General features: G+C 71.5%; 24 protein-coding genes. 8 read left to right on the plus strand and 16 right to left on the minus strand.

Features of this window, described 5'->3' with window-relative positions:
- Positions 1 to 22 precede the first annotated feature (22 nt).
- Positions 23 to 865, plus strand: coding sequence for a siderophore-interacting protein (locus ABT001_RS28115; RefSeq protein WP_351283096.1), 843 nt, complete (start codon positions 23 to 25; stop codon positions 863 to 865).
- Positions 866 to 928: 63 nt separating this feature from the next.
- On the opposite strand, the gene ABT001_RS28120 is transcribed toward ABT001_RS28115, so the two are convergent.
- On the minus strand, positions 929 to 1,591 hold the full coding sequence (locus ABT001_RS28120; protein WP_351283002.1) for a MerR family transcriptional regulator: 663 nt from the start codon (positions 1,589 to 1,591) through the stop codon (positions 929 to 931).
- A gap of 104 nt (positions 1,592 to 1,695) precedes the next feature.
- Between ABT001_RS28120 and ABT001_RS28125 the strand changes: the two genes are divergently transcribed.
- The 4 genes from ABT001_RS28125 to ABT001_RS28140 all read left to right on the plus strand — a co-directional run bounded on the left by ABT001_RS28125 (position 1,696) and on the right by ABT001_RS28140 (position 4,539).
- Positions 1,696 to 2,658 carry a hypothetical protein gene (locus tag ABT001_RS28125; RefSeq protein ID WP_351283004.1) on the plus strand — a complete coding sequence of 321 codons (963 nt, stop codon included), beginning with the start codon at positions 1,696 to 1,698 and terminating at the stop codon, positions 2,656 to 2,658.
- Entirely contained in the window at positions 2,655 to 3,125 is a 471-nt protein-coding gene (locus ABT001_RS28130) for an ABA4-like family protein (protein ID WP_351283007.1), read from the plus strand. The genes ABT001_RS28125 and ABT001_RS28130 overlap by 4 nt, the downstream gene beginning before the upstream one ends.
- A gap of 77 nt (positions 3,126 to 3,202) precedes the next feature.
- Positions 3,203 to 3,787, plus strand: a complete 585-nt coding sequence (locus tag ABT001_RS28135; RefSeq protein WP_351283010.1) for a sigma-70 family RNA polymerase sigma factor — start codon at positions 3,203 to 3,205, stop codon at positions 3,785 to 3,787.
- Positions 3,784 to 4,539 carry an anti-sigma factor gene (locus ABT001_RS28140; protein WP_351283013.1) on the plus strand — a complete coding sequence of 252 codons (756 nt, stop codon included), beginning with the start codon at positions 3,784 to 3,786 and terminating at the stop codon, positions 4,537 to 4,539. The genes ABT001_RS28135 and ABT001_RS28140 overlap by 4 nt, the downstream gene beginning before the upstream one ends.
- 56 nt (positions 4,540 to 4,595) lie before the next feature.
- On the opposite strand, the gene ABT001_RS28145 is transcribed toward ABT001_RS28140, so the two are convergent.
- Genes ABT001_RS28145 through ABT001_RS28165 form a run of 5 tightly spaced genes read right to left on the minus strand, consistent with a single transcriptional unit; the run spans position 4,596 to position 10,066 of the window.
- Positions 4,596 to 5,399: a DUF1295 domain-containing protein gene (locus tag ABT001_RS28145; protein WP_351283016.1), complete on the minus strand. Its 804-nt coding sequence runs from the start codon at positions 5,397 to 5,399 to the stop codon at positions 4,596 to 4,598.
- The gene (locus tag ABT001_RS28150) at positions 5,396 to 6,763 is read right to left on the minus strand and encodes a class I SAM-dependent methyltransferase (RefSeq protein ID WP_351283019.1); all 1,368 of its coding nucleotides are present in this window, start codon (positions 6,761 to 6,763) and stop codon (positions 5,396 to 5,398) included. The genes ABT001_RS28145 and ABT001_RS28150 overlap by 4 nt, the downstream gene beginning before the upstream one ends.
- Positions 6,760 to 8,022 carry a class I SAM-dependent methyltransferase gene (locus ABT001_RS28155; RefSeq protein ID WP_351283099.1) on the minus strand — a complete coding sequence of 421 codons (1,263 nt, stop codon included), beginning with the start codon at positions 8,020 to 8,022 and terminating at the stop codon, positions 6,760 to 6,762. Before ABT001_RS28155 ends, ABT001_RS28150 begins: the two co-directional genes overlap by 4 nt.
- A gap of 53 nt (positions 8,023 to 8,075) precedes the next feature.
- Positions 8,076 to 8,801, minus strand: a complete 726-nt coding sequence (locus tag ABT001_RS28160; RefSeq protein ID WP_351283101.1) for a DUF1365 domain-containing protein — start codon at positions 8,799 to 8,801, stop codon at positions 8,076 to 8,078.
- Positions 8,795 to 10,066, minus strand: a complete 1,272-nt coding sequence (locus tag ABT001_RS28165; protein ID WP_351283022.1) for an NAD(P)/FAD-dependent oxidoreductase — start codon at positions 10,064 to 10,066, stop codon at positions 8,795 to 8,797. The genes ABT001_RS28160 and ABT001_RS28165 overlap by 7 nt, the downstream gene beginning before the upstream one ends.
- A 227-nt stretch (positions 10,067 to 10,293) precedes the next feature.
- Here ABT001_RS28165 and ABT001_RS28170 point away from each other — a divergent pair, with 227 nt between their 5' ends.
- The 3 genes from ABT001_RS28170 to ABT001_RS28180 all read left to right on the plus strand — a co-directional run bounded on the left by ABT001_RS28170 (position 10,294) and on the right by ABT001_RS28180 (position 13,256).
- Positions 10,294 to 11,844, plus strand: coding sequence for a molybdopterin-dependent oxidoreductase (locus ABT001_RS28170; protein ID WP_351283024.1), 1,551 nt, complete (start codon positions 10,294 to 10,296; stop codon positions 11,842 to 11,844).
- Positions 11,845 to 11,914: 70 nt separating this feature from the next.
- Positions 11,915 to 12,559 (plus strand): fasciclin domain-containing protein, encoded by a 645-nt coding sequence (locus tag ABT001_RS28175; RefSeq protein ID WP_351283026.1) that lies wholly within the window; start codon positions 11,915 to 11,917, stop codon positions 12,557 to 12,559.
- Between the two features lie 253 nt (positions 12,560 to 12,812).
- Complete coding sequence (locus ABT001_RS28180) at positions 12,813 to 13,256, plus strand: SPW repeat protein (protein WP_351283028.1); 444 nt, start codon at positions 12,813 to 12,815, stop codon at positions 13,254 to 13,256.
- 88 nt (positions 13,257 to 13,344) lie between these two features.
- On the opposite strand, the gene ABT001_RS28185 is transcribed toward ABT001_RS28180, so the two are convergent.
- The 10 genes from ABT001_RS28185 to ABT001_RS28230 all read right to left on the minus strand — a co-directional run bounded on the left by ABT001_RS28185 (position 13,345) and on the right by ABT001_RS28230 (position 22,585).
- Positions 13,345 to 16,173: a DEAD/DEAH box helicase gene (locus ABT001_RS28185; RefSeq protein ID WP_351283030.1), complete on the minus strand. Its 2,829-nt coding sequence runs from the start codon at positions 16,171 to 16,173 to the stop codon at positions 13,345 to 13,347.
- A gap of 49 nt (positions 16,174 to 16,222) precedes the next feature.
- Positions 16,223 to 17,113 (minus strand): diacylglycerol kinase, encoded by an 891-nt coding sequence (locus ABT001_RS28190; protein WP_351283033.1) that lies wholly within the window; start codon positions 17,111 to 17,113, stop codon positions 16,223 to 16,225.
- Between the two features lie 18 nt (positions 17,114 to 17,131).
- Entirely contained in the window at positions 17,132 to 18,094 is a 963-nt protein-coding gene (gene tatC / locus ABT001_RS28195; protein WP_351283035.1) for a twin-arginine translocase subunit TatC, read from the minus strand.
- Positions 18,095 to 18,144: 50 nt separating this feature from the next.
- On the minus strand, positions 18,145 to 18,438 hold the full coding sequence (gene tatA / locus ABT001_RS28200) for a Sec-independent protein translocase subunit TatA (RefSeq protein ID WP_014157210.1): 294 nt from the start codon (positions 18,436 to 18,438) through the stop codon (positions 18,145 to 18,147).
- Positions 18,439 to 18,653: 215 nt separating this feature from the next.
- Positions 18,654 to 18,851 (minus strand): hypothetical protein, encoded by a 198-nt coding sequence (locus ABT001_RS28205; protein WP_351283037.1) that lies wholly within the window; start codon positions 18,849 to 18,851, stop codon positions 18,654 to 18,656.
- A gap of 23 nt (positions 18,852 to 18,874) precedes the next feature.
- Positions 18,875 to 19,159 (minus strand): hypothetical protein, encoded by a 285-nt coding sequence (locus ABT001_RS28210; RefSeq protein WP_351283040.1) that lies wholly within the window; start codon positions 19,157 to 19,159, stop codon positions 18,875 to 18,877.
- A 37-nt stretch (positions 19,160 to 19,196) separates the two neighbouring features.
- Positions 19,197 to 20,153, minus strand: coding sequence for a helix-turn-helix transcriptional regulator (locus tag ABT001_RS28215; protein WP_351283043.1), 957 nt, complete (start codon positions 20,151 to 20,153; stop codon positions 19,197 to 19,199).
- Positions 20,154 to 20,168: 15 nt separating this feature from the next.
- Entirely contained in the window at positions 20,169 to 21,122 is a 954-nt protein-coding gene (locus ABT001_RS28220; RefSeq protein WP_351283046.1) for a helix-turn-helix transcriptional regulator, read from the minus strand.
- A 115-nt stretch (positions 21,123 to 21,237) separates the two neighbouring features.
- On the minus strand, positions 21,238 to 21,609 hold the full coding sequence (locus ABT001_RS28225) for an FKBP-type peptidyl-prolyl cis-trans isomerase (protein ID WP_351283048.1): 372 nt from the start codon (positions 21,607 to 21,609) through the stop codon (positions 21,238 to 21,240).
- A gap of 43 nt (positions 21,610 to 21,652) precedes the next feature.
- Positions 21,653 to 22,585: an FKBP-type peptidyl-prolyl cis-trans isomerase gene (locus ABT001_RS28230; RefSeq protein ID WP_351283051.1), complete on the minus strand. Its 933-nt coding sequence runs from the start codon at positions 22,583 to 22,585 to the stop codon at positions 21,653 to 21,655.
- Positions 22,586 to 22,637: the final 52 nt, after the last annotated feature.

Here is a 22,637-nt window from a genome sequence, read left to right on the forward strand (position 1 = left end):
CGCCGACCTCAGGGAGACCCTCGTGGCAGAGCGGCCGCAACGCCGGACACCGCAGGCGCAGGGGGCGCAGGTTCTGCGCACCGAACAGATCACCCCGCACATGGTTCGCGTGATCCTCGGTGGCGACGGCCTGGCCGGCTTCACCCTCGGAGGACACACCGATCACTACATCAAGCTGTGCTTCGCCCCCGAGGGCGCGGACTACGGTCACCCCTTCGACATGGCCCGCATCCGCGAGGAGTACCCCCGCGAGCTGTGGCCCACCACCCGCACGTACACGGTGCGCTCCTGGGATCCCGGCGCCCGGGAGCTCGCGGTCGATTTCGTGGTGCACGGCGACGAGGGCCTGGCGGGCCCCTGGGCCGCGCGGGCCCGGCCCGGCGACCAGGTGACGTTCCTCGGCCCCGGCGGCGGTTACGCGCCGGAGGCCTCGGCCGACTGGCATCTGCTGGTGGGCGACGAGAGCGCTCTGCCGGCGATCGCCGCCGCACTGGAGCAGATGCCGCAGGGTGCGACGGTCCACGCCTACGTGGAGGTGGCGGACGCCTCGGAGGAGCAGAAGCTCACCGCCCCGGACGGCGTCTCGCTCACCTGGCTGCACCGCGACGACCGCCCGGTCGGTGAGGCCCTCGTCGCGGCCGTGACCGGGCTGGAGTTCCCCGAGGGCGAGGTACAGGCCTTCGTCCACGGCGAGGCGGGCTTCGTGAAGGAGATCCGTCGCCACCTCCGTCTGGAGCGGGGCATCCCCCTCCGGCAGCTGTCGATCTCGGGTTACTGGCGCCTCGGCCAGAACGACGACGCCTGGCGCGCGGTCAAGCGTGAGTGGAACGAGCAGGTGGAGCGCGAGCAGGAGAGCGCCGCGTAGCCTTCCCCGCTCCTCCGGAACCCGGTCACCGTCCTGGACGGTGACCGGGTTCCGTGCGTGCCCTCACTCCCCGGCCTCCTCCGCCCCGGCCTCGTAGGCGCGGGCGGAGGCGTCCACATGGGCGAGCCGCCTGAGGGCGCCGAGCATGGCCTCGCCGAGCACCGTGCCGACCACCACGCCCTCCACCAGGTCCTCGCGCGCCACCCGTCGCCGGACGTAGTCGAGGTCCGCGCGGGCGACGGACTCCGCCGCGTCCGCGTAGACGTCGAGCAGCTCGACGAATCCGGCGTGTCCCGCCCGGCGCAGGGCCGCCAGCACATTCGCCAGTGACCGCCCCGCCGAACCGTCCGCACGCGCGAACCACCCGCGCCGCTCCAGCAGCGCGGCGACCTCCTCGCGGGCCTCGGCGGACTCGGGCCCCTCCTCGGTCCGCCCGGACTCCTCGGACCCCTCGGGCGTGATGCGCCTGGCCGCCTCACCGAGCACCTTGTGCACCGGCTGCCCTGGATCGTCGACGGCCTCCAGGACCTCCGCGATGGCGGACAGCGACAGCCCTCCGACGTCCAGGAGCGCGCGGATCAGCCGCAGCCTGCGCTCGTGCCCGTCGTCGTAACGGGCCTGGTTGGGGCTGGTCAGAACGCCGGCGGACAGCAGTCCCTCGCGTACGTAGTACTTGATCGTCGGTACGGGGACCCCGGACCTGCGGCTCAATTCGCCGATGCGCACTGTGTGTTCAACCTCCAGGAGTTGCCATGTCGATCTCCATCATAGATAGTCCCCCTATCGGATAGCGGGAAGTGCCACTATCCATAATGTCCCTGGGGGGACCTATGCAGTCATGGCGCACATGGCACAGGCCGTTGGTCCTGTTCGCCGCCTCGATGATCGTGATGTCCGTCGTCTCAGCGGTGGGGATCCTGGTGGACGACCGCGTCCTCGCGGGCGCGCCGATCTGGGCCAAACCGTTCAAGTTCGCCGTCTCGTTCGTGGCGTACGCGCTGTCCCTGGCCTGGATGCTGACGCTGCTGACCCGCGGCCGGCGCGTCGGCCGGTGGGCCGGCACCGTGGTCGCCCTGGCGTGCGCCGGAGAGATGGTGATCATCACCGCCCAGGTGATCAGGGGGAAGCGGAGCCACTTCAACCACGAGACCCCGCTCGACTCGGCGTTGTACGACGCGATGGCCGCCACCGTCGTCGTCCTCTGGGCCGGCACGCTCGTCATCGCGCTCCTGCTGCTCCGCGCACGGATCGCCGACCGTGCCTCGGCCTGGGCCGTCCGCTCGGGGGTGCTGATCGCCCTGGTGGGCGCGGGGTTCGGCTTCCTGATGTCCCAGCCGTCCGCCGGACAGCGGGCGGCCGGCGGTCTCGACACCGCGGACGTGGTCGGCGCCCACGCGGTCGGTGTGCCGGACGGTGGGCCCACGATGCGGCTGACCGGCTGGTCGACGACGGGCGGCGACCTGCGCATCCCGCACTTCGTCGGCATGCACGCCCTGCAGGCGCTCCCGCTGTTCCTGGTCGTCCTGATCCTCCTCGCGCCCCGGATCGCCCGGCTGCGCGACCCGCGTGTGCGGTTGCGGCTGGTGCTCGTCACCTCCGGTGCGTACGCGGCGGTCGTCGCTCTGGTGACCTGGCAGGCGCTGCGCGGCCAGCCGCTGGTCCATCCCGACGGCACGACACTCGCCGCCGCGGGGCTGATCGTCGTCGCGACGGCCACGGGGGCCCTCGTCGCACTCCGCCCGGCCGCCCCCGCCTCGTCGGCCACCGCGCCGGACAAGGAGCTCGTGTCATGACCGGTGCGCTCTTCGAGATCACGTTCATGGCGGCCGCCCCGTTCTGGCTGCTCATGATCTTCGCGCCGAACTGGCGTCCCACCGCGCGCGTGGCGTCCTCGCCGCTGACCGTCCTGCCGGTGCTGACCCTCTGGGCGGTGATGGCCGCGCCGGTGTTCCCGGAGCTGTGGGCCGCGGTGAGCAGCCCGGACATCGACGCGTTCCGCGACCTCACCTCGCTGGCGAACGGCGCCGGGGCCGTCTGGGCGCAGATCATCGCCTGGGATCTGCTGCTGGGGCAGTGGATGTTCCTGGAGTCCCGCAGGCTGGGTATGTCCCCGCTGGTGACGGGTCCGCTCCTGGTGATGACGATCCTGCTCTCACCGATCGGGCTGGTGGTCCTCCTCGTCGTCCGTGCGGCACGGCGCACCCGGTCCCGGCCGGCGGGGCGTGCGTACGAGAAGGTGGGCGGACCGGCCGATCACTGAAGCGTCCGACCAATCCTCCGGGCCGCCGGCTCCGAATCACCCAGGAAACCGTTGCGTGCTCCGGGAGGACCGTCCGCGTGAGAGAAGCCGTACACATCAGTGGGGTCCCTTCGTCGGGCCCTGGCCTGCAGGAGCTGCTCGGCCGGGTCGCCCGAGGCGACCAGGCCGCCTTCACCCAGGTGTACGACCAGGTCAGCGGGCCGGTCCTCGGCCTGGTGCGGAGCGTGCTCCGCGACCCGGCCCAGTCGGAGGAGGTGGCCCAGGAGGTCCTGGTCGAGGTGTGGCGCACCGCCCCCCGCTACCAGGCGTCCCGCGGCAGCGCCATGAACTGGGTGCTGACGCTCGCCCACCACCGGGCGGTGGACCGGGTCAGGTCGGCCGAGGCGACCGCGGCGCGGGAGCACAAGGCGGCCCTGCTCGACCGCACCCCGGAGTTCGACGAGGTGTCCGAGCAGGTCGAGAGCCGGCTGGAGAGGGAGCAGGTCCGGCGCTGTCTGCGGACGCTCTCCGAGCTCCAGCGGGAGTCGGTGACGCTGGCGTACTACCGCGGACTGACCTATCGCGAGGTCGGCGAGCTGCTGTCCGTACCACTGGGAACCATCAAGACACGGCTGCGCGACGGACTCATCCGGCTGCGCGACTGCCTGGGGGTGAACGCATGAACACGGCCGAGCTGCACACACTGACCGGGGCCTACGCCCTGCACGCGCTGCCGGACGAGGAGCGCGTCGCGTTCGAACGGCATCTGGGTGCGTGCGAGGCGTGCGCCCAGGAGGTGCGGGAGCTGTCCGCCACCGCCGCCCGGCTGGGGCTCGCCGTGTCCGCCACCCCGCCCCCGGGGCTGAGGGACCGGGTGCTGCGCGACATCGCGACCGTACGGCAGGAGCCGCCGCCCCGGGCCCGGGGTGCCGGTTCCGGGGGCTCCGCCGGCCGGGCCGGCCGCTGGTCGACGTATGCGCTCGCCGCCTGCGTCGCCGCCGCTGCAGCCTTCGGTGGCGTCGCCGTGTGGCAGAACCAGGTCGCGCGGGACGCCCGGCAGGAGACCGCCCGGGCCGAACAGCACAACGCGCAGGTGGCGCGGGTGCTGACCGCGCCGGACGCCAGGACCAGCGCCGCGGATCTCGGGGGCGGGGCACGGGGCACGGTGGTGGTGTCGCAGAGCGTGAACCGTGCGGTGTTCCTCGCGTCGGACATGGCACGGCCACCCGGCGGCACGGTGTACCAGCTGTGGTTCGACGACGGCGGCACCATGCGTGCGGCCGGTCTGATGAACCCGTCCGCCACGGATGACGCCGTTCTGCTGGACGGTCCGGTGGACCGCGCGTCCGGCATGGGCATCACCGTGGAACCGGCGGGCGGATCCGAACAGCCGACGTCCGAGCCGGTGGCCCTGATGGAGTTCCAGGACGCCTGAGCCCACGTGGGCGCGCCCCATGCCGGGGCGCGCCCACGCTCCGTCTCAGGGCCGGCTCAGGGCTGGCGGGGCGGGCGCGGGAAGAAGCCGCTGGTGCGGGCCCGGTAGCCCGCGTACCCGGGGCGTCCTGCCATGTGCCGCTCCAGCAGCGCCTTCCCGCTGCCTCTGGTCAGCAGCAGGCTCATGACGACGGGCGAGACGAGCGTCGCGGCGGCGACCGCCGGGTTCGGGCAGACGACGAGGAACAGCCCCCACCAGACGCAGAAGTCCCCGAAGTAGTTGGGGTGGCGGGTCCAGGACCACAGACCGGTGTCCATGATCCGCCCCTTGTTGGCGGGATCGGCCTTGAACCGCGCGAGTTGGGCGTCCCCCACCGTCTCGAAGCCGAGACCCACCGCCCACAGCGCCGTGCCTGCCCAGGCCCACCCGCCGAGCGGTCCCGTGAGGTGGCCGGCCGCCTGCACCGGCAGGGAGATCAGCCAGACGAGCGCGCCCTGGAGGAGATACACCGTGCGCAGGGCGTACAGGTCGGAGTTGCCCGGCGCCTTGGCGAGCATGGCCGCGTAGCGCGGGTCCTCGCCGTGGCCACGGCCCCGCCGGCCGATGTGCACGGCCAGCCGCAGACCCCAGACGACGGTGAGCACCGTCACCAGGGCGCGGCGGCCGTCGTCGCCGTCGCCGGACGACAGGGCGTACGACACGAGGGCGACGGCCGCGAAGCCGAGTCCCCAGGCGACGTCGACGATGCGGTGCACGCCCTTGCGCAGGGCGATCAGGAACGTCACGAGCATGACGGCGAGGGCGGCGCCCGCCGCCACCGGCAGGCCCCGGGCGAACTCCGCCCATCCGAAGCCGCTCACCGGGTGGCCGTCCGGTCGTCCGCTTCCGCCGGTCCGCCGGGCTCGCCACCGGTCCTCGCGTACCAGCTGCGGCGGGTGGCGGCCGGGCCCGCCGATCCGGCGGCGTCGGGGCGCACCGAGAGGATCTGGTCGACGCCCATGCGCCGTTCCTCGAAGGCGAGGGCGCCGCCCACCAGGTAGAGGCGCCACACCCGAGCGGTCTCCTCACCCACCAGCGCGACGAATTCGGGCCAGCGCTCCTCCAGGGTGCGGTGCCAGGCCTCGACGGTGAGGACGTAGTGCTCCCGCATCGACTCGACGTCCCGGACCTCGAGCCCGGCGCCCTCCAGCAGGGCCACGGTCTCGCCGAGCGGGCGCATGTGCATGTCGGGTGCGATGTAGGCCTCGATGAACGCCCCGCCGCCGGGGGCGGTCGAGCCTCGGGACATCTGCTGGACCAGGGCGCGTCCCCGGGGCCTGAGCACGGAGTGGAGCAGGGCGGTGAACGCCGGGTACCGGTCGTCGCCGACGTGCTCCCCCATCTCGATGGTGGACACGGCGTCGTACCCGCCCCGGAAGCCGGGCAGACCCGTGATGTCCCGGTAGTCGCAGTGGTGCACCTCGACGAGGTCCTCCAGGCCGCGCGCCTCCACCTGCCCGCGTACGTACGCCGCTTGTTCGGCGGCGAGCGTGACGGCGGTGACCCGGACTCCGTGCCGGGCCGCCGCGTGGAGCGTCAGGGAGCCCCAGCCGCAGCCGATGTCGAGGAGGCGGGCGCCGGCCGTCAGGCCGAGCTTGCGGCAGATCAGCTCCAGCTTGTCGCGCTGGGCGTCGGCCGGCCCGTAGTCGGGGGCGTCACCGGCCCAGTAGCCGCAGGAGTACGCCATGGTCTCGTCGAGCAGCAGGGAGTAGAAGGCGTTGGAGAGGTCGTAGTGGTGGCTGATGGCCGCCCGGTCGCGTGCCCTGCTGTGCGGCGCGCCCCGGAGCCCCGCGCGCGCCGCCGGGGTCGGGGGACGGAGCCCGACCGCACCGAGCCGCAGCGCGGTGCCGACCGCCCGGAGGCGGTCGGCGGTACGGGGGCGGGGCGGCCGGGGGCCGTGCGCCCCTGCGGCGCGGCGCAGCGCGCGCAGCCCGTCCGCCAGGTCGTCGTCCATGTCGATGTCACCGGTGATGTAGGCCTCGGCGAGCCCGAGTTCGCCCGGCTGCCACAGGAGCCGGCGAAGCGCCCTCCGGGAGCGCACGTGCACCGTGGGGGCTTCCCTGGGTCCGGTCTCGCTGCCGTCCCACATCCTGATCCTGACCGGCGGGGGACCGCCCAGGAACTGCTCGATGACGGGCGCGATCCGCTGCGCCGCGCCCCCCGGGGTGTCGGTCGTTGTGTTCACGCGGTGTCCTCACGGGTCAGGAGAATCTGCTGCACGTCGAGATAGCCGGACCGGAAGCCGGCCTCGGAGTAGGCGAGGTAGAAGGTCCACATACGGCGGAAGGTCGCGTCGAAGCCGAGCGCCTCGACCTCCGCGGCCCGCTCCGTGAAGCGTTCGCGCCACAGCCTCAGGGTCTCGGCGTAGTGGGCGCCGAAGCCGTCGCGCCGCACCGTCCGCAGGGAGGTGTGGCCGACGGTGACGCGCTCCATCGCCTCGGTGGAGGGCAGCAGTCCGCCGGGGAAGATGTACTTCTGGATCCAGGTGTAGGTGCTGCGGCTGGCCAGCATCCGGTCGTCCGGCATCGTGATCGCCTGGAGCGCGATCCGACCGCCGGGGGCCAGGCAGCGGTCCAGGGTCCGGAAGTACTCCGGCCAGAACTCCGCCCCGACCGCCTCGATCATCTCGACGCTGACGACCGCGTCGTACGCGCCGGTGACGTCCCGGTAGTCGCTGAGCCGTACGTCGACGCGGTCCTGGTGGCCCGCCTCGCCGATCCGGTCCCGGGCCAGCTGCTGCTGTTCCCGGGAGAGGGTGAGGGTGGTGACCCTGGCTCCCCGAGCGGCCGCCCGTACGGCGAGTTCACCCCAGCCGGTGCCGATCTCCAGCAGCTCCGTGCCGTCGCGCACACCGGCCAGGTCCAGCAGCCGGTCGATCTTGCGGTGCTGGGCGGCGGACAGCAGTTCCCGCTCGGCGGGGAATCCGCGGAAGACGGCGGCGGAGTACGTGAGGGTGTCGTCGAGGAAGAGGGCGAAGAGGTCGTTCGACAGGTCGTAGTGGTGACTGATGTTGTCGCGGGCCCCCTCGGGGGTGTTCGCCCGGGCGGCGGGCTGCCGAAGGGCCCACAGCCTCCGCAGCTTCTGCAGGGGTGCGGGCACGAGGCCGGCCGCGTTCCCCGCGAGGACCGTGAGGACGCCGACGAGGTCGGGAGAGTCCCACTCGCCCGCCATGTACGACTCGCCGAAGCCGATGAGTCCGCTCGCTCCGATCCGCCGGAAGAAGGCGTCGGGTTCGCGGATCTCCATGAGGGGCCCGCCCAGCCCGATGCTGTCGGTACCGGCGAGCCCGGCGCGCAGCGGGAGCCGGGCGAGCGCGTGGCGTACGAGCCGCTCCGCCACGGCGGTCCGCGCCCCGGAGGCCGGTGGCAGGGAGGCGACGTCGGGCCAGCGCCCGGGATCGACCCCTGCCCCGGGGTCGGTGGCGGGGCCGGTCCGGGCCGGTATGCCGAGGCCGGCCGGGGCGGGGGAATGAGATGAGACGGGGGAGGTGGGCACCTTCACCGCATGCCTTCCTGGGTGTGATGACGGGGACGTGGCTGCACGGGGAGCCTGTGCAGGAGGAGCCGGATGCCGTGCAGCCGGATCGCGGCGGAGGTCACCGCGGTGGAGAAGGGGTGACGCAGGAACAGCCGGACCAGCTGGGCGGGGGTGCCGGGACGCCGGGTACCGCGTACGGTCGCGGTGAACGGGCGTGACTCCGCGCGCTCCAGGTGGACCGTCAGGTTCAGCCGGGGGCCCGGTTCGGGGAGCCGCATCCGGTAGTCGCCGTCCACGGGGAAGAACGGCGAGACGTAGAAGTCCTTACCGGTCACCGCCCGGCCCGCCGCGTCCGTCCGCAGCAGGTAGCTGTGGCGTTCCCCGTAGGTGTTGTGCACCTCGGCGACGACGCAGAGCGGGGTGCCGTCGGGCCGGTGGCACCAGTAGACGGTCAGCGGGTTGAAGACGTGGCCGAGGACACGGGCCTGGGTGAGCATGGTGACGGTTCCGTCCGCGAGGTCGATGTCCCGGGCGCGGAGGAACCGTGCGAGCCCGGCCCGGATGGTGGGGGCGGTGCCGCCGAAGTGGTCCCGGGCGTCGAAGCGGGCCAGCGGACGCAGCACGGCCGGCAGCCGCGGCGGCTGGTCCGGGTCGATGAGCCAGAGAAAGGTGCGGTGCCGCAGGGCGTATCTGCGGGGTGCGGTCCGTACGTGGGTGATGGTGCAGGGGTAGAGGGCGTTCACCAGGTCACGCCCAGCGCCTCGGCGGCCCGCACTCCGGAAAGGCAGCCGTCCTCGTGGAATCCCCAGCCGTGGTAGGCCCCGGCGAAGGCGGTGACGGGTCCCGACAGGGCAGGCAGCCGAGCCTGCGCGGCCACCGAATCCGGTGTGAAGACGGGGTGTTCGTAGACCATGCGGGCCCGGACGAGGTCCGGGTCGACACGGTCGGCTCCGTTCAGGGTGACGACGAACCGCTCGGGGGCGTCCAGCCGTTGGAGCCGGTTCATGTCGTAGCTGACGGTGACGCGGTCGGCGTCGGCCGAGCAGCGTGGCATCAGGTAGTTCCAGGACGCGGCAGCCCCACGGCTGCGGGGCAGCAGTGTGGTGTCGGTGTGCAGCAGCGTGGTGTTGCGGGAGTAGCGGAACGCTCCGAGGGTGCGGCGCTCCTCGTCGGTGGGGTCGGCGAGCAGCCGCAGCGCCTGGTCGGGGTGGGTGGCGACGACGACCGCGTCGTACTCCTCGGTGGCGCCGTCCTCGGTGACGATCTCCACGCCGTCGCCGTGCCGGCGCACCTTCCGTACCGGGGCTGCGGTGCGCACGGAGTGCACCTGCTCGGTGACGCGGTCGACGTATGCGCGTGATCCGCCGGTGACGGTCCGCCAGACCGGTGAGTCGCCGATCGAGAGCATCCCGTGGTGGTCCAGGAAGCGGAAGAGGTAGCGGGCCGGGTAGCGCAGGGCGGTCACCGGGTCGCAGGACCAGACGGCCGAGACCATCGGCGTCAGGAAGTGCGCGGAGAAGTACGGGGAGAACCGGCCCCGTGCCGCGAACTCGCCGAGGGTCATGACCCCGGTGCCCTCGGGCACGGCGAGCAGCGCCTTGGCCGCCCGGTGGAATCGGGGCACCTCGGTCAGCATCCTCAGGTACGGGCCCCTGAGTACGGATCCCGGGCGGGCGAACAGCCCGGCGGCGCCCCGGGCGCCCGCGTACTCCAGTCCGCACCCCTCGCAGCGCACGGACATGCTCATCTCCGACTCCTGGGTGAGGACTCCGAGTTCGTCGAAGAGGCGCAGCAGATGCGGGTACGTACGCCGGTTGTGCACGATGAACCCCGAGTCGACGCGGTGGGTCCGGCCGTCGGACGAGCTCACGTCGTGGGTGTGCGCGTGCCCGCCGACGCGCGGGTCCGCCTCGATGAGCGTCACGTCGTGCGCCCGGCCCAGGACGTGAGCGGCGGTCAGCCCCGCCACCCCGCCGCCCACTACGGCTGTGCGCCGCCGTTCCCCTGCCATCCGGGTTCCTTCCGGTGTCGTGTGCCTGGTCAGGGCCCTGTTGGAGTGGCCCTCAGAGGTCATTCGAGACAGCGGACGCGGCGGATTGGCCGATGATCGGACTTCCTTCGATCGGGTGAACGACCAATCCGCCGGGTGATCGGCGTCGAATCCCCGGTGTGAGAACAGACCGATACGTTTCGCAGAAGCAAGGGGCCTCCGGGTCCCGGCGATCCCGCTGGCCGCGCGTGGCATCCGCCGCGTCCAGCGGTCTGATCGCCGGGTTCACCGCCCTGTGTGTCGCCGAACTGGTCGCCGCCGCCGTACGTCCCGAGTCGGGTCCGGTCACGGCCGTGGGCGGGGCGGTCATCGACCGCACTCCCGCGGCGGTCAAGGACTTCGCCGTACGGAACTTCGGCACGGACGACAAGCTGGTGCTGCAGCTCGGGATCCTCGTCCTCCTGGCGGTCTTCGCCATGGCGGTGGGGGTCCTCGCGCTGCGGCACCGGTGGACCGGCGCTGCGGCCGTACTGGTCTTCGGCGTGGTCGGGGCAGTGTCCGCGGCAGGGCGGCCGGAGGGCCGCCCTGGTGACGTACTGCCCTCGGTCGTGGGCGCGTTCGTGGCCGCGGGAGTGCTGTATCTCCTGGCCGGACGGCTGCTCGCGCCGCCTCCCGCGGCTGGGGAGACGGACGGCGTGGCACCGGGCGCCTTCGACCGCCGCGGATTCGTCATCGCGGCGACCGCGACGGCGGCGGCCTCGGCCGGCGCGGGACTCCTGGGCCGGAGGCTCCAGGAGTCCCGGCTGGCCGGGGTCTCCGCCTCACGCGGCGGCGTCACCCTCCCGGCTCCGGCCTCACCCGCACCCGCGATACCGGGCGGCGCGGATCTGGGTCTCCGGGGCCTGAGCTCCTTCACCACGCCGAACAAGGACTTCTACCGGGTGGACACCGCTCTGGTGGTCCCGCGTGTCGACGCCGGCCGGTGGCGGCTGCGGATCCACGGCAAGGGGGTGGCGCGCCCCGTCACCCTGAGCTTCCAGGACCTCCTGGAGCGCGAGCTGGTGGAACGCGACATCACGCTGACCTGTGTCTCCAACCAGGTGGGCGGCCCTTACGTGGGAAACGCCCGCTGGATCGGCGTACGCCTGGCCGACCTGCTGGGCGAGGCCGGGGTGAAGCCACCGTCGAAGGGCGGACCGGCGGATCAGCTCGTGGCGCGTTCCGTGGACGGGATGACCATCGGTACTCCGGTCGAGAAGGTCATGGACGGCCGTGACGCACTGCTCGCGGTCGGGATGAACGGCGAACCGCTGCCGTTCGACCATGGTTTCCCGGTCCGGATGGTCGTCCCTGGGCTCTACGGCTACGTCTCGGCGTGCAAGTGGATCCAGGACATCGAGCTCACGACGTTCGACGCGTACGACGCCTACTGGGTCGAGCGCGACTGGTCGCGTGAGGCTCCGGTCAAGACCCAGTCACGCATCGACACGCCCCGTCCCTTCGCCGCCCCGCGTCCGGGGACCGTGCCGGTCGCCGGTGTCGCGTGGGCCCAGCACCGGGGCATCGCACGGGTCGAGGTCCGGGTCGACGGAGGCGAGTGGCACACGGCGCGGCTGGCCGCGGAGGCCGGCCGGGACACCTGGCGCCAATGGGTGTGGGAGTGGCCCGCCACGACCGGCCACCACACCCTCGAGGTCCGCGCGACGGACCGGACCGGCGCCACCCAGACCGACGAGCGGGTCGGCACCGTGCCCGACGGTGCGACCGGATGGCACTCGGTGGTGGTCGACGTGACCTGACCGCCGGCCCTGGAGCCCGATTTCCCTTCCTTTCCCCTCTGTTGCTCAACGATCACATCAGGAGAACACCATGAACAACCGTCACCTGCGCCGCATGGCCGTCACCGTCTCCGCCGTGGCGCTGCTGCCGCTCGCCCTGACCGCCTGCTCCGGCGACTCCGGGACCTCCGCGTCCGAGGCGGGCTCCGGTGCGGACAAGGCCGCGTCGAGCGCACCGGCCAAGGAGGCCCAGCCCATGGACGAGCCGTTCGGGCCGGGCTGTGCGTCGGTCCCGAAGGACGGAGCGGGCTCCTTCGCCGGCATGGCGCAGGACCCGGTCGCCACGGCCGCGTCGAACAACCCGGCGCTCTCCACACTCGTCGCGGCCGTCAAGCAGGCCGGCCTCGTCGACACGCTGAACAGTGCCGAGAACATCACGGTGTTCGCCCCGACCGACGACGCCTTCGCCAAGATCCCGAAGGCCGACCTGGACAAGCTGCTCGCCGACAAGGCCGGGCTCACCGAGGTGCTCACCGGGCACGTGGTCGGTGAGAAGCTGACCCCGACGCAGCTGGAGCAGGGCTCCTTCGACACCTTGGCCAAGACGAAGCTGACGACGTCGGGGGCGGACACGTCCTACACCGTGAACGACTCCTCGAAGGTCGTCTGCGGCAACGTCCCGACCGCCAACGCGACGGTCTACATCGTGGACACCGTCCTGATGCCGGCGAGCTGAGCCGACGTGCGGTCAGCCCGCTGACGGCACGACACCGACGAGCCCCGTGGACTGCGCCCTCCCACCCGACAGGAGCGGCGCGGCCCCCGGGGCTCAGTGTCGTCCCGCGCGGACCCGGGGCCCGCGGAAGTGCGGGAATCAACCGACCAGAAAACTACACATAAGGGACATATAAGAGCACACTGGTCAGGAGAGCTGATGACCGTGGCCCCCGAGCGCGGTCGCTCCAGCGAGTGCGAAGGAGAACATCCTCATGAGCAACATCTCCCACGCCGGCAGGGACATCTCCGGCCACCCCGACGCCGAGGAAATGCGGGCGCGCCACGACCGCGTGGTCGGCGGGCGCCGCACCACGGCCGGTGCCGACGCCCCGGTGTTCCTGCTCGGCCTGTACTGCGCCGTCTCGCCGTGGGTGCTTCACTTCACCGCGAGCCAGCCCTCCCTGGTGACGCACAACCTGGTCATCGGGATCGCGATAGCCGTGCTGGCGCTCTGCTTCACCGCCATGCCCGAGCGGATGACCGGGATGAGCATGGCCATCGTCGCCCTGGGCGCATGGCTCATCGTGTCGACCTGGATCGTGGGCCAGAGCCCGGACATGGGCGTCGTCCTCAACAACGTGATCGTCGGTGGTCTGGCGATCTTGCTGGGGGCGGCCTGCGCGGGACTCTCGATGAAGAACAGGAAGAGCACCTGACGGGAGGAAGCCCGGGAGTGGCCACAGGCACCGACCCGCCCGTGGCCACTCGTCGGCCCATGTCGACCCGGTCGCCCGGGCCGCTCGTTCACCCGACGGAGCTGTAGGCCACCACGCCCCGCAGAACCGCGTCCACGGCCTTGCGGGCGTTCTTCGCGACCGAACTGCCGTCCCGGGGTGCGGCTGCCGCGATCTGGCCGAGTACGTCGATGACCTGCTTGCACCACCGCACGAAGTCACCGGCCGGCATCTCCGCCTCACGGAGCACCTCGTCCAGCGTCCGTCCGGAAGCCCACATGTAGACCGCCCAGGCGAAGCCGAGATCGGGTTCGCGCTGACCGACCCCCTCCGTCTGACTGATCTTGAAGTCCTCCTCCAGGGCGTCGAGACGGCCCCAGATGCGGACCATCTCGCCCATCGCGGCCTTCGCCGGTCCGGAGGGCAGCTTCGGCGCGATCGCGTCGTCGGCCTGCCGCGCCTCGTAGACGAGCGCGGAGACGCACGCGGCGAGCTCGGCTGGGTTGAGCCCCTCCCAGACCCCCTCCCGCAGACACTCGCTGGACAGAAGGTCGAGCTCTCCGTAGAGCCGGGCCAGCCGCCGCCCGTTGTCGGTGACCTCGTTGCCCCGGAGGTAGTCGAGCTCGGTGAGGAGCGCGACGATGCGGTCGAAGGTCCGGGCGATGGTGTTCGTCCGGCCCTCGATGCGCTGCTCCAGCTGCCGGGTGTCGCGCCGCAGCCGGTGATGGCGCTCCGCCCAGCGCGCGTGGTCCTCACGCTCGTCGCATCCGTGGCAGGGATGGGCCCGCAACTCCGTGCGGAGCCGGGCGATCTCCCGGTCGTCGGCCGCGGCGGCCCGCTGCTTGCGGTGGCGCCCCGGGTCGATGTGGCCGGCCTTGCTCCGCAGGGCGGAGGCCAGGTCACGACGGGACTGCGGGGAACGGGGGTTGAACGACCTGGGCACCCGCATCCGCTCCAGCGCCTCGACCGGCACCGGGAAGTCGATGTGAGCCAGCCGCTTGACCTGTCGCTCGGCGGTCAGCACCAGGGGTCGCGGTCCGTCGTGGTACTCCAGGCCGCGATGACCGTCGGTCCGCCCCCCGGGCAGCCCTGGGTCGAGGACCAGCGCGAGTCCGGCGAACTTGCCCGTGGGGACGTGGATGACGTCACCCGGCTTCAGCTTCTCCAGTGACGTGGCCGCGGCGGCCCGACGCTGGGCCGCGCCCTGTTTGGCCAGCTCCGTCTCACGGTCCTTGAGCGCGCGGCGCAGCCCCGCGTACTCCTCGAAGTCCCCGAGGTGGCAGGTCATGCCCTCCTTGTAACCGGCGAGGCCCTCCTCGTTGCGCTGGACCTGCCGGGAGATCCCGACCACGGACCGGTCGGCCTGGAACTGCGCGAAGGAGGTCTCCAGCAGCTCACGCGAGCGGTGCCGCCCGAACTGCTGCACGAGATTGACGGCCATGTTGTACGAGGGCCGGAAGCTGGAGCGCAACGGATACGTGCGTGTGCCCGCGAGTCCGGCGAGCGCGCCCGGGTCCATGCCCCGCTGCCAGAGGACCACCGCGTGGCCCTCGACGTCGATACCTCGACGCCCGGCCCGTCCGGTCAGCTGGGTGTACTCGCCGGGCGTGATGTCGGCGTGCTGCTCGCCGTTCCACTTGACGAGCTTCTCGAGCACCACGGAACGCGCGGGCATGTTGATGCCGAGCGCCAGCGTCTCGGTCGCGAAGACCGCCTTGACCAGACCCCGGACGAACAGCTCCTCCACGACCTCCTTGAAGGTCGGCAGCATTCCGGCGTGGTGGGCGGCGATGCCCCGCTCCAGGCCTTCGAGCCACTCGTAGTACCCGAGGACATGGAGGTCCTCGGGGGGAATCGACGCCGTCCGCTCCTCGACGATCTCCCGCACCAGCTGACGCTTGTCCTCGTCGTTCAGCCGCAGCCCTGCCTGCAGGCACTGCTGGACGGCCGCCTGGCAGCCGGCCCTGCTGAAGATGAAGGTGATGGCGGGCAGGAGCCCTTCGGCGTCGAGCCGGTCGATGACCTCGGCGCGGGACGGGGTCCAGATCCGGCTGCGCTGACGGCGCTCGCGCTCCCGGTCCGCCTCGCGCACCATCTTCCCGCGCCGGCGCTCGCGCGGGTTGTACCCGCGCTGGTTCTCCATCCGGGCGAGCCTGACGAGGTCGGGATTGACCTCGCGGCGGCCTGTGCCCCGGCCGCCGTGGTCCGTCTCCTCCTCGAAGAGGTCGTACATCCGGCGCCCGGCCATGACGTGCTGCCACAGCGGCACCGGCCGGTGCTCGGAGACGATCACCTGGGTGTCGCCGCGGACGGTGTCCAGCCAGTCACCGAACTCCTCGGCGTTGGACACCGTCGCCGAGAGCGACACCAGGGTCACGGACTCCGGCAGGTGGATGATCACTTCCTCCCACACCGCGCCCCTGAAGCGGTCCGAGAGGTAGTGCACCTCGTCCATGACCACGTAGCCGAGGCCGGTGAGGGACCGGGAGCCCGCGTACAGCATGTTGCGCAGGACCTCGGTCGTCATCACGACCACGGGCGCGTCCGCGTTGACGCTGTTGTCACCGGTCAGCAGACCGACCTTGTCCGCGCCGTAGCGCCGGACGAGATCGGTGAACTTCTGGTTGGACAGCGCCTTGATGGGTGTCGTGTAGAAACACTTGCGGCCCTGCTCCAGGGCCAGGTGAACGGCGAATTCACCGACGATCGTCTTGCCCGACCCGGTGGGGGCCGCGACCAGCACCCCCTTGCCGGCCTCCAGGGCCTGGCATGCCTCGATCTGGAACGGGTCCAGTCCGAATTCGTACATCTCGCGAAAGGGCCCGAGGGCCGTGGCCTGCTCGGCCGCACGGACCCGGGACGCCTGGTATCGCTCAGCTGGTGAGAGGTCCTCTGTCATCTTGATACGAGCCTACCCGCCCCGTATGACAGTCAGCCCGATCTTTATTTCACGGTGCGAGGACCCTGACCGCGCCCGGTACGCAGGTGGCGTGGACCGGCAGTGCGCCGAAGGGTTCACCGTCCGCGTAGGCCGTGACACCGGCCGCGGCCAGCTCTATCGAGGACACCCGGTGCACGGTGACCACCGGGTGCCCGAGGTGCGTCCCCCTGTACACCTTCGGGAAGACCTTGAGCAGGGTGGCCCGGCCGCAGTCGCCGACCAGTGTCACGTCGAAGAGGCCGTCGTCCATGACCGCGTCGGCGCAGATCCGCATCCCGCCGCCGTACGTCGTCCCGTTGCCCACCGCGATCAGCGTCGCCTCGATCTCGGTCACCGGCCCGCCGTCCAGCCTCACCCGGTACGGGATCGGCCGGAAGGCCGCCAACTCGGCGAGGATCGCCAGGTCGTACTTGAAGCGCCCGCCCACCCAGCGCATCCGGTTCCCCCGGTCGTTGACCCGTGAGTCGAAGCCCGAGGCCAGCACCGAGCCGAACCAGCGCTCCCCGACCCGCCCCAGGTCGATCGCGCGCCCCCGCCCGGCCCTGAGCACCTCGGCGGCCAGCCGGCCGGCGGCGGCCGGATCCCGTATCGGCAGCCCGAGGGCGCGGGCGAAGTCGTTCCCGGTGCCCACGGCGACGGCGCCGAGCGGCGTCGAGGTGCCGGCGACAGCCTGAAGGGCGAGGGACACCATGCCGTCCCCGCCCACGGCTATCAGTGCGCCGGTCCCGCCCGCCACCGCGTCCCGGGCCCGCCGCAGGGCGTCGTCGGCGTCCTCGCCGAGAACCGTCCGTACGGAGAAGCCGGCGTCCCGCAGAGCGGAAGCGGCCGGCCGCGCGGCACGCGCGCCCCGGCCGCTGCCCGCGGTGGGATTGACGAAGAGAGTGATCTCGCTGGTCACCAGCGGGACCCTACAAGGTCAGGTGATGTCGTCGTAACCGTTGAGCCGGTGCGAGCGGCCACCGTCGGCGTCACCGCCGGCCTGCTCGGGAAGCGCCGGTCGGGAGGACACCGGCTCGATCGCGCCGACGGCCTCGGGGGTGAGGTCGAGCTTCGACGCCTCGTCGTCGTCGAGCTCGGCGTCGGGGTTGCGGCGCCGCCTGCGCTTGTCGTTGAGCAGCGAGAAGCCGACGGCGATGAAGTAGAGCACCGCGAGCGGACCCGCGAGCAGCAGCATCGAGATGGGCTCGCCACCCGGCGTGGCGATGGCCGCGAAAGCGGTCAGGCCGACGAGCATCCCGCGCCACCAGCGCAGCATGCGGGCACCGGACAGAACCCCGGTCAGGTTGAGCAGGATGAGCAGCAGCGGCAGCTCGAAGGCCAGCCCGAAGACGATCACCATGCGGGTGATCAGGTCCAGGAAGTCGTCCAGCGGCAGCAGGTTCTTGACGTTGTCGGGTGTGAATCCGAGCATGATCTCGGCGGTCTGCGGCAGGATCGCGTACGCCAGGTAGGCGCCGCCGACGAAGAGCGGGACCCCGGCCGCGACGAAGGCGACGGAGTAGCGCTTCTCCTGCTTGTGCAGGCCGGGGGCGACGAAGGCCCAGAGCTGGTAGAGCCACACCGGGGTGGCCACCAGTACGCCTGCCATCAGGGACACCTTCAGCGCGATGGTGAACGGCGACAGCAGACCGTTGGTGGTCATCTCCGCGCAGGGGCGACCATTGATCATGGTCACGGCGCCGTTCCTGCAGCCGACCGAGTCGAGGATCGGCTTCATCAGGAACTCGAAGATCTCCTTCTGGAAGAACGCCGCCACGATCACGGCGATCACGATCGCCAGGACCGACTTCAGCAGCCGGTTGCGCAGCTCACGCAGGTGATCGAGGAGGGGCATGCGCCCCTCGTCGTCCTTCTCCTGCTTGCGGGCAGACTTGAGCAACCCACTTCCCTCGTCTCGTGCGACAGCGTCCGGTGGTCAGGGATCAGCTGTCAGCTCTGGGTGGTGGGCTTGGCCTCGCTGACCGGGCGGGAGCTGGTGACGTCTCCCGGAGCGGCCTGGATCGTGCGTGCCGTGGCCGCGGGCGGGGTGGTGTCCGCGACGGTCTCGGTGGTGGGCGCCGCGGGCTCCGCGTCGTCCTTCTTCATGGCCTTGGCCTCGCTCTTGAGGATGCGGGCCGACTTGCCGAGCGAACGCGCCATGTCGGGAAGCTTCTTGGCACCGAAGAGCAGCAGGATGACAGCGATGATCAGAACGATCTCGAGGGGCTTCAGATTGCCGATCATGTGCGACTTCCTTCTCACTGAGGCGTCTGGAGGGTGGGTTCGCTACCCGTTCGACCGGACGGGTGCCCGACCTTCGCGCTGGCAGCGATCGTAACCCGCAGGGGTAAACGCGAGGCAATGCCCGTGCGTACTCCGGCTTGCGGCCCACACCTCCCTGCCTGGGCCGCTCCAGCAGCGTACCCCCCGAACCGGTGAATCTGGAGGCCGCGCACCACCTACCGCAGGGCCTCGCCCGTCTCGGCGAGGGTGGTGGCCGCTCGTTCGAGATCCTCGGCCGCCCGGTTGATCTGCCGCGTGGTCGCGGCGACCTGCCCGGCGAGCCTCTGTGCCTCGACGAAGACCTTTACGGCCAGCACGCCGAGCACGGCCAGGCCGGCGAATCCCAGAGCGATGGCGAGCATGGGCCAGAACATGGGCGGATCCTCGATGTCTCTCGTCACCGCAGGGCGGTGTGCAGGCGCAGCGTCCGCACACCGCCGCCGCTGAGGAGCTCGACGATGCGCTCCCCGGCCGGCTTGCGGACCGCGGAACCGCACGCGGGGCAGGTGAAGGAGTAGAAGGTCGTACGACGGCTGGCTCCTATCGCCAGCCGCAGCGCTCCCGCCCCGAGCTCGAACCGCTCACGGCAGTCGGGGCAGGCGGCCCGGAAGCGCACGGCGTCGGGCACGGGGACGGTGACCGGTCCGGTCCTCCCGGTCCTCGTACCCGATATCGCGGTCATATGACTTCTGTCTCCTCGATGCACCGGTGGCCGCCGCTCAGAGCGCACCGTCGTAGGCGGCCAGTGCCTCGCGTGCCGCGAGCCTGGCGCTCTCGGCCAGTTCCGGGGGTGAGGTGATGCGTCCCTCGCCACCCAGCCGCAGGGCGAGCCTGCGCAGGGAGGCCGGGTCGGGGGTACGGAGGGTGACCCGCAGACCGCCGTCGGGCAGTTCCTCCGCGCTGTCGTGCGGGTAGTACTCGGCGACCCACCGGCCGCCGGGGCCGACCTCGATCACGACCTCCGGATCCTCGACGGCGGGCTGCACCAGTCCCTCGGAGAGGTCACGGAGCTCCAGCTCCGGAGGGGCGGACGGGGCGTCGAGGAGCCTGATCTCGGCGACCCGGTCGAGCCGGAACGTGCGCCGCGCCTCGGTGAGCCGGCACCAGCCCTCCATGTAGGTGTGGCCGACGGCGAACAGCCGGATCGGGTCCACCTCGCGCTCGGTCAGCTCGTCGCGGGCGGGCGAGTAGTAGCGCAGCCAGAGCCTGCGCCGCTCGGAGATCGCCCGGTCCACGTCGGCGAAGACACCGCCCTCGGACTCGAAGGTGACCGAGAGCCGCGAGCTGGCGGCCCCCACCTCACCGGCCGCCGTCTCCAGCTTCGCGGTCGCGCGCACCAGTGCCTGCCGGTCGCTCTCGCGCAGGCCCGGCAGCGTGGCCACGGCGCGGGCCGCGACGAGGAGGGCGGTCGCCTCGTCGGCGGCGAGCCGTAGCGGCTCGGCGACGTCGTCCGGGTTGTGCCACCAGATCCGGTCGCCGTCGGTGTCGATGTCGAGCAGGTCACCGCCGCGGAAGCTGGTCCCGCACATGGGAAGCACGTCGAGGTCGGAGATCAGCTCGTCCTCGGTGATCCCGAAGGCCCGCGCCACGTCCTGGACGTGGGCGCCCGGGCGCTCACGCAGATACGTGACGAGGGAGAGCATCCGCCGGGTCTGGTCGATCGCGTTCGTGGCCACGAGTACGGCTTCTCCTCAGTCCTTGGCCACGGCGCGCAGCCGGTCCATCACGTCGGCCCGCAGATCGGCGGGCTCGCTCACGATCACGTCGGGCCCGAACTCGACGAGCCAGGCGTCCAGCCCGTGCCCGTACGGGATCTCCAACTCGTCCCAGCCGTCTCCGAGTTCGGTGACGGCTGTCGCGCGGGAGCGCAGTGGGTAGCCGGAGCCGGTACGCAGCCTGATGCGGGCGGTCCTGGTGGCGGTCTCCCCCGCCCAGCTCTCCACGGTCTCGCGGACGGTCACGGCGTCGGGCACCCGGGCCGTGAAGGCCCCCGCACGGGAACGGACCCGGCCCGAGATCCGGGAAAGCCGGAAGACGCGCTCGGCGCCCCGGTCGCGGTCCCAGCCGGCCAGATACCAGTGGCCTCGCCAGCACTCGAGCGTCCAGGGCTCGACCTGGCGCTGCTCGGGGCGGGCGGAATTGCCCTTGCGGTAGTCGAAGGTGACCGGGCGGCGGTCCCGGCAGGCGAGCATCAGCGGCTCGAAGGCGGCCTCGTGGACCGGGATGCGGGGTTCGAGGGCGCTGTGCACCTCGTAGGCGTCCTCGGCCTCGGGCATACCGGCGGCCCGAAGCTTCTGCAGGGCTCCGCTGGCGGCGCCCGCGAGCCTGGCCTGCTGCCAGACCTTGGCGGCGAGGCCGAGAGCGGCGGCCTCCTCGGCGTCCAGGGTGATGGGGGGCAGCCGGTTGCTGTCACGGCGCGCGAGGTACCCGGTGTCGCCGTCCAGGTTCTCCACGGTCTCGATGACCAGGCCGAGTTCGCGCAGATCGTCCTTGTCGCGCTCGAACATCCTGTTGAAGGACTCGTCGGAGCCCGCTTCCAGGTACGCCTCGATGGACCCGCGGAGCTCACGCTTGCTGAGCGGACGCCGGGTACCCAGCAGACACAGTGCCAGGTTCATCAGCCGTTCGGCCTTGGCAATCGCCATCGACGCCCTTTCTCGACATGCTCTCCGACCGTCGACCGTACCGCCCCGGGGTGTCCGGACCAAAGCGAGGGCCCGTGCCTTGCGGCACGGGCCCCGACTGCGGTAAACGGACCGGTCAGACGCCGACGAGGTCGCAGACGAAGATCAGCGTCTCGCCGGGCGCGATGGCGCCGCCCGCGCCGCGGTCGCCGTAGGCGAGGTGCGCCGGGATGGTCAGCTGGCGACGGCCGCCGATCTTCATGCCCTGGACGCCCTGGTCCCAGCCGGCGATGACCTGGCCGGCACCGAGCTGGAACCGCAGCGGGGTGCCGCGGTTCCACGAGGCGTCGAACTCCTCGCCGGTGGAGAAGGCCACACCGACGTAGTGCACGGAGACGGTCTGGCCCGCCTGGGCGACCGGTCCGTCACCCTCCCAGATGTCCTTGATCTCCAGGTCGGCCGGCGGCTCGCCACCCGGGAAGTCGATCTCGGGCTTCTCGATGCTCACTGAACTGCTCCTCCTACTGATGAACTGGGCAACCGGGACAGTCTTACACCTTTGCCAGGATGTCCATGGTCCACACGAGCGTCGAGTTGGCGGGGACGGTCTGCTGGGCCTGGTCGCCGAAGGCCTGGTCCGGCGGGATGACGAGCAGGACCCGGCTGCCGACCTTCTTGCCGGCCAGGCCGCTCTTGAGCCCGGCGACGTTGATCTGGGCGAGCGGGAAGCCCACGGCCTTGCCCGCCTTGTAGGTGCTGTCGAACTGCTTCGCACCCTTCCACAGGTACGCCTCGTACTTCACGACGAGGGTGTCGTTCTCCCCGACGGCCTTCCCGTCGCCCTCGATGACGTAGCTGGACACCAGCTTCTTGGGCGGGTCGCTCTTGGGGATGGTGACCTCGGGTGCCTTGCCGTCGGTGTTGGTACCGATCTTCGGCAGGTCGATGTTGTCCTGGGCGACCGTGCCGCCCTTCGCGGACTGCGGGATGGCCTTCCCGCTCACGATGTCCACGACGAAGACGAGGGTGGCGTTCGGCTTGATCTCCCCCTGGCCCTGCGCGCCGTAGCCCAGGTCCGGAGGGATGATCAGCTGCACACGGCTGCCGACCTTCTGCCCGACGAGACCCTGCTCCCAGCCCGGGATGACCATGCCGGTACCGAGAGCGATGCCGAACAGCTGCTTACGGTCGAAACTGTTGTCGAAGGGCTTCGTCGAGTCCCACGCCTGCCCGAGGTAGTTGACCTCGGCCGCATCGCCTTCCTTGAGTTTCGCACCGTCCCCCTCGCTGATGACCTCGGTCTTCAGCTTCGTGGGGGGCTTACCCTCACCCTTCGCCAGAGTGGGCTTCTCGCCGAACTTCGCTCCCGCGGTGATCGCGGGATTCCCGTTCTTGGAGGCGGAGTCGGAGGCCTTGTCGTCGCCGCATGCCGCCGTGGACAGCAGCAGTAGGGGGACGACGAGAAGGCCGGCAAGTCGGCGCACTGGTTCCTCAGATCTCAGACGGCACGTATTCGGTCCCCGACACTCTAGGCCG

This window comes from Streptomyces sp. NPDC002793, from assembly GCF_040295485.1.
Lineage (GTDB): Bacteria > Actinomycetota > Actinomycetes > Streptomycetales > Streptomycetaceae > Streptomyces.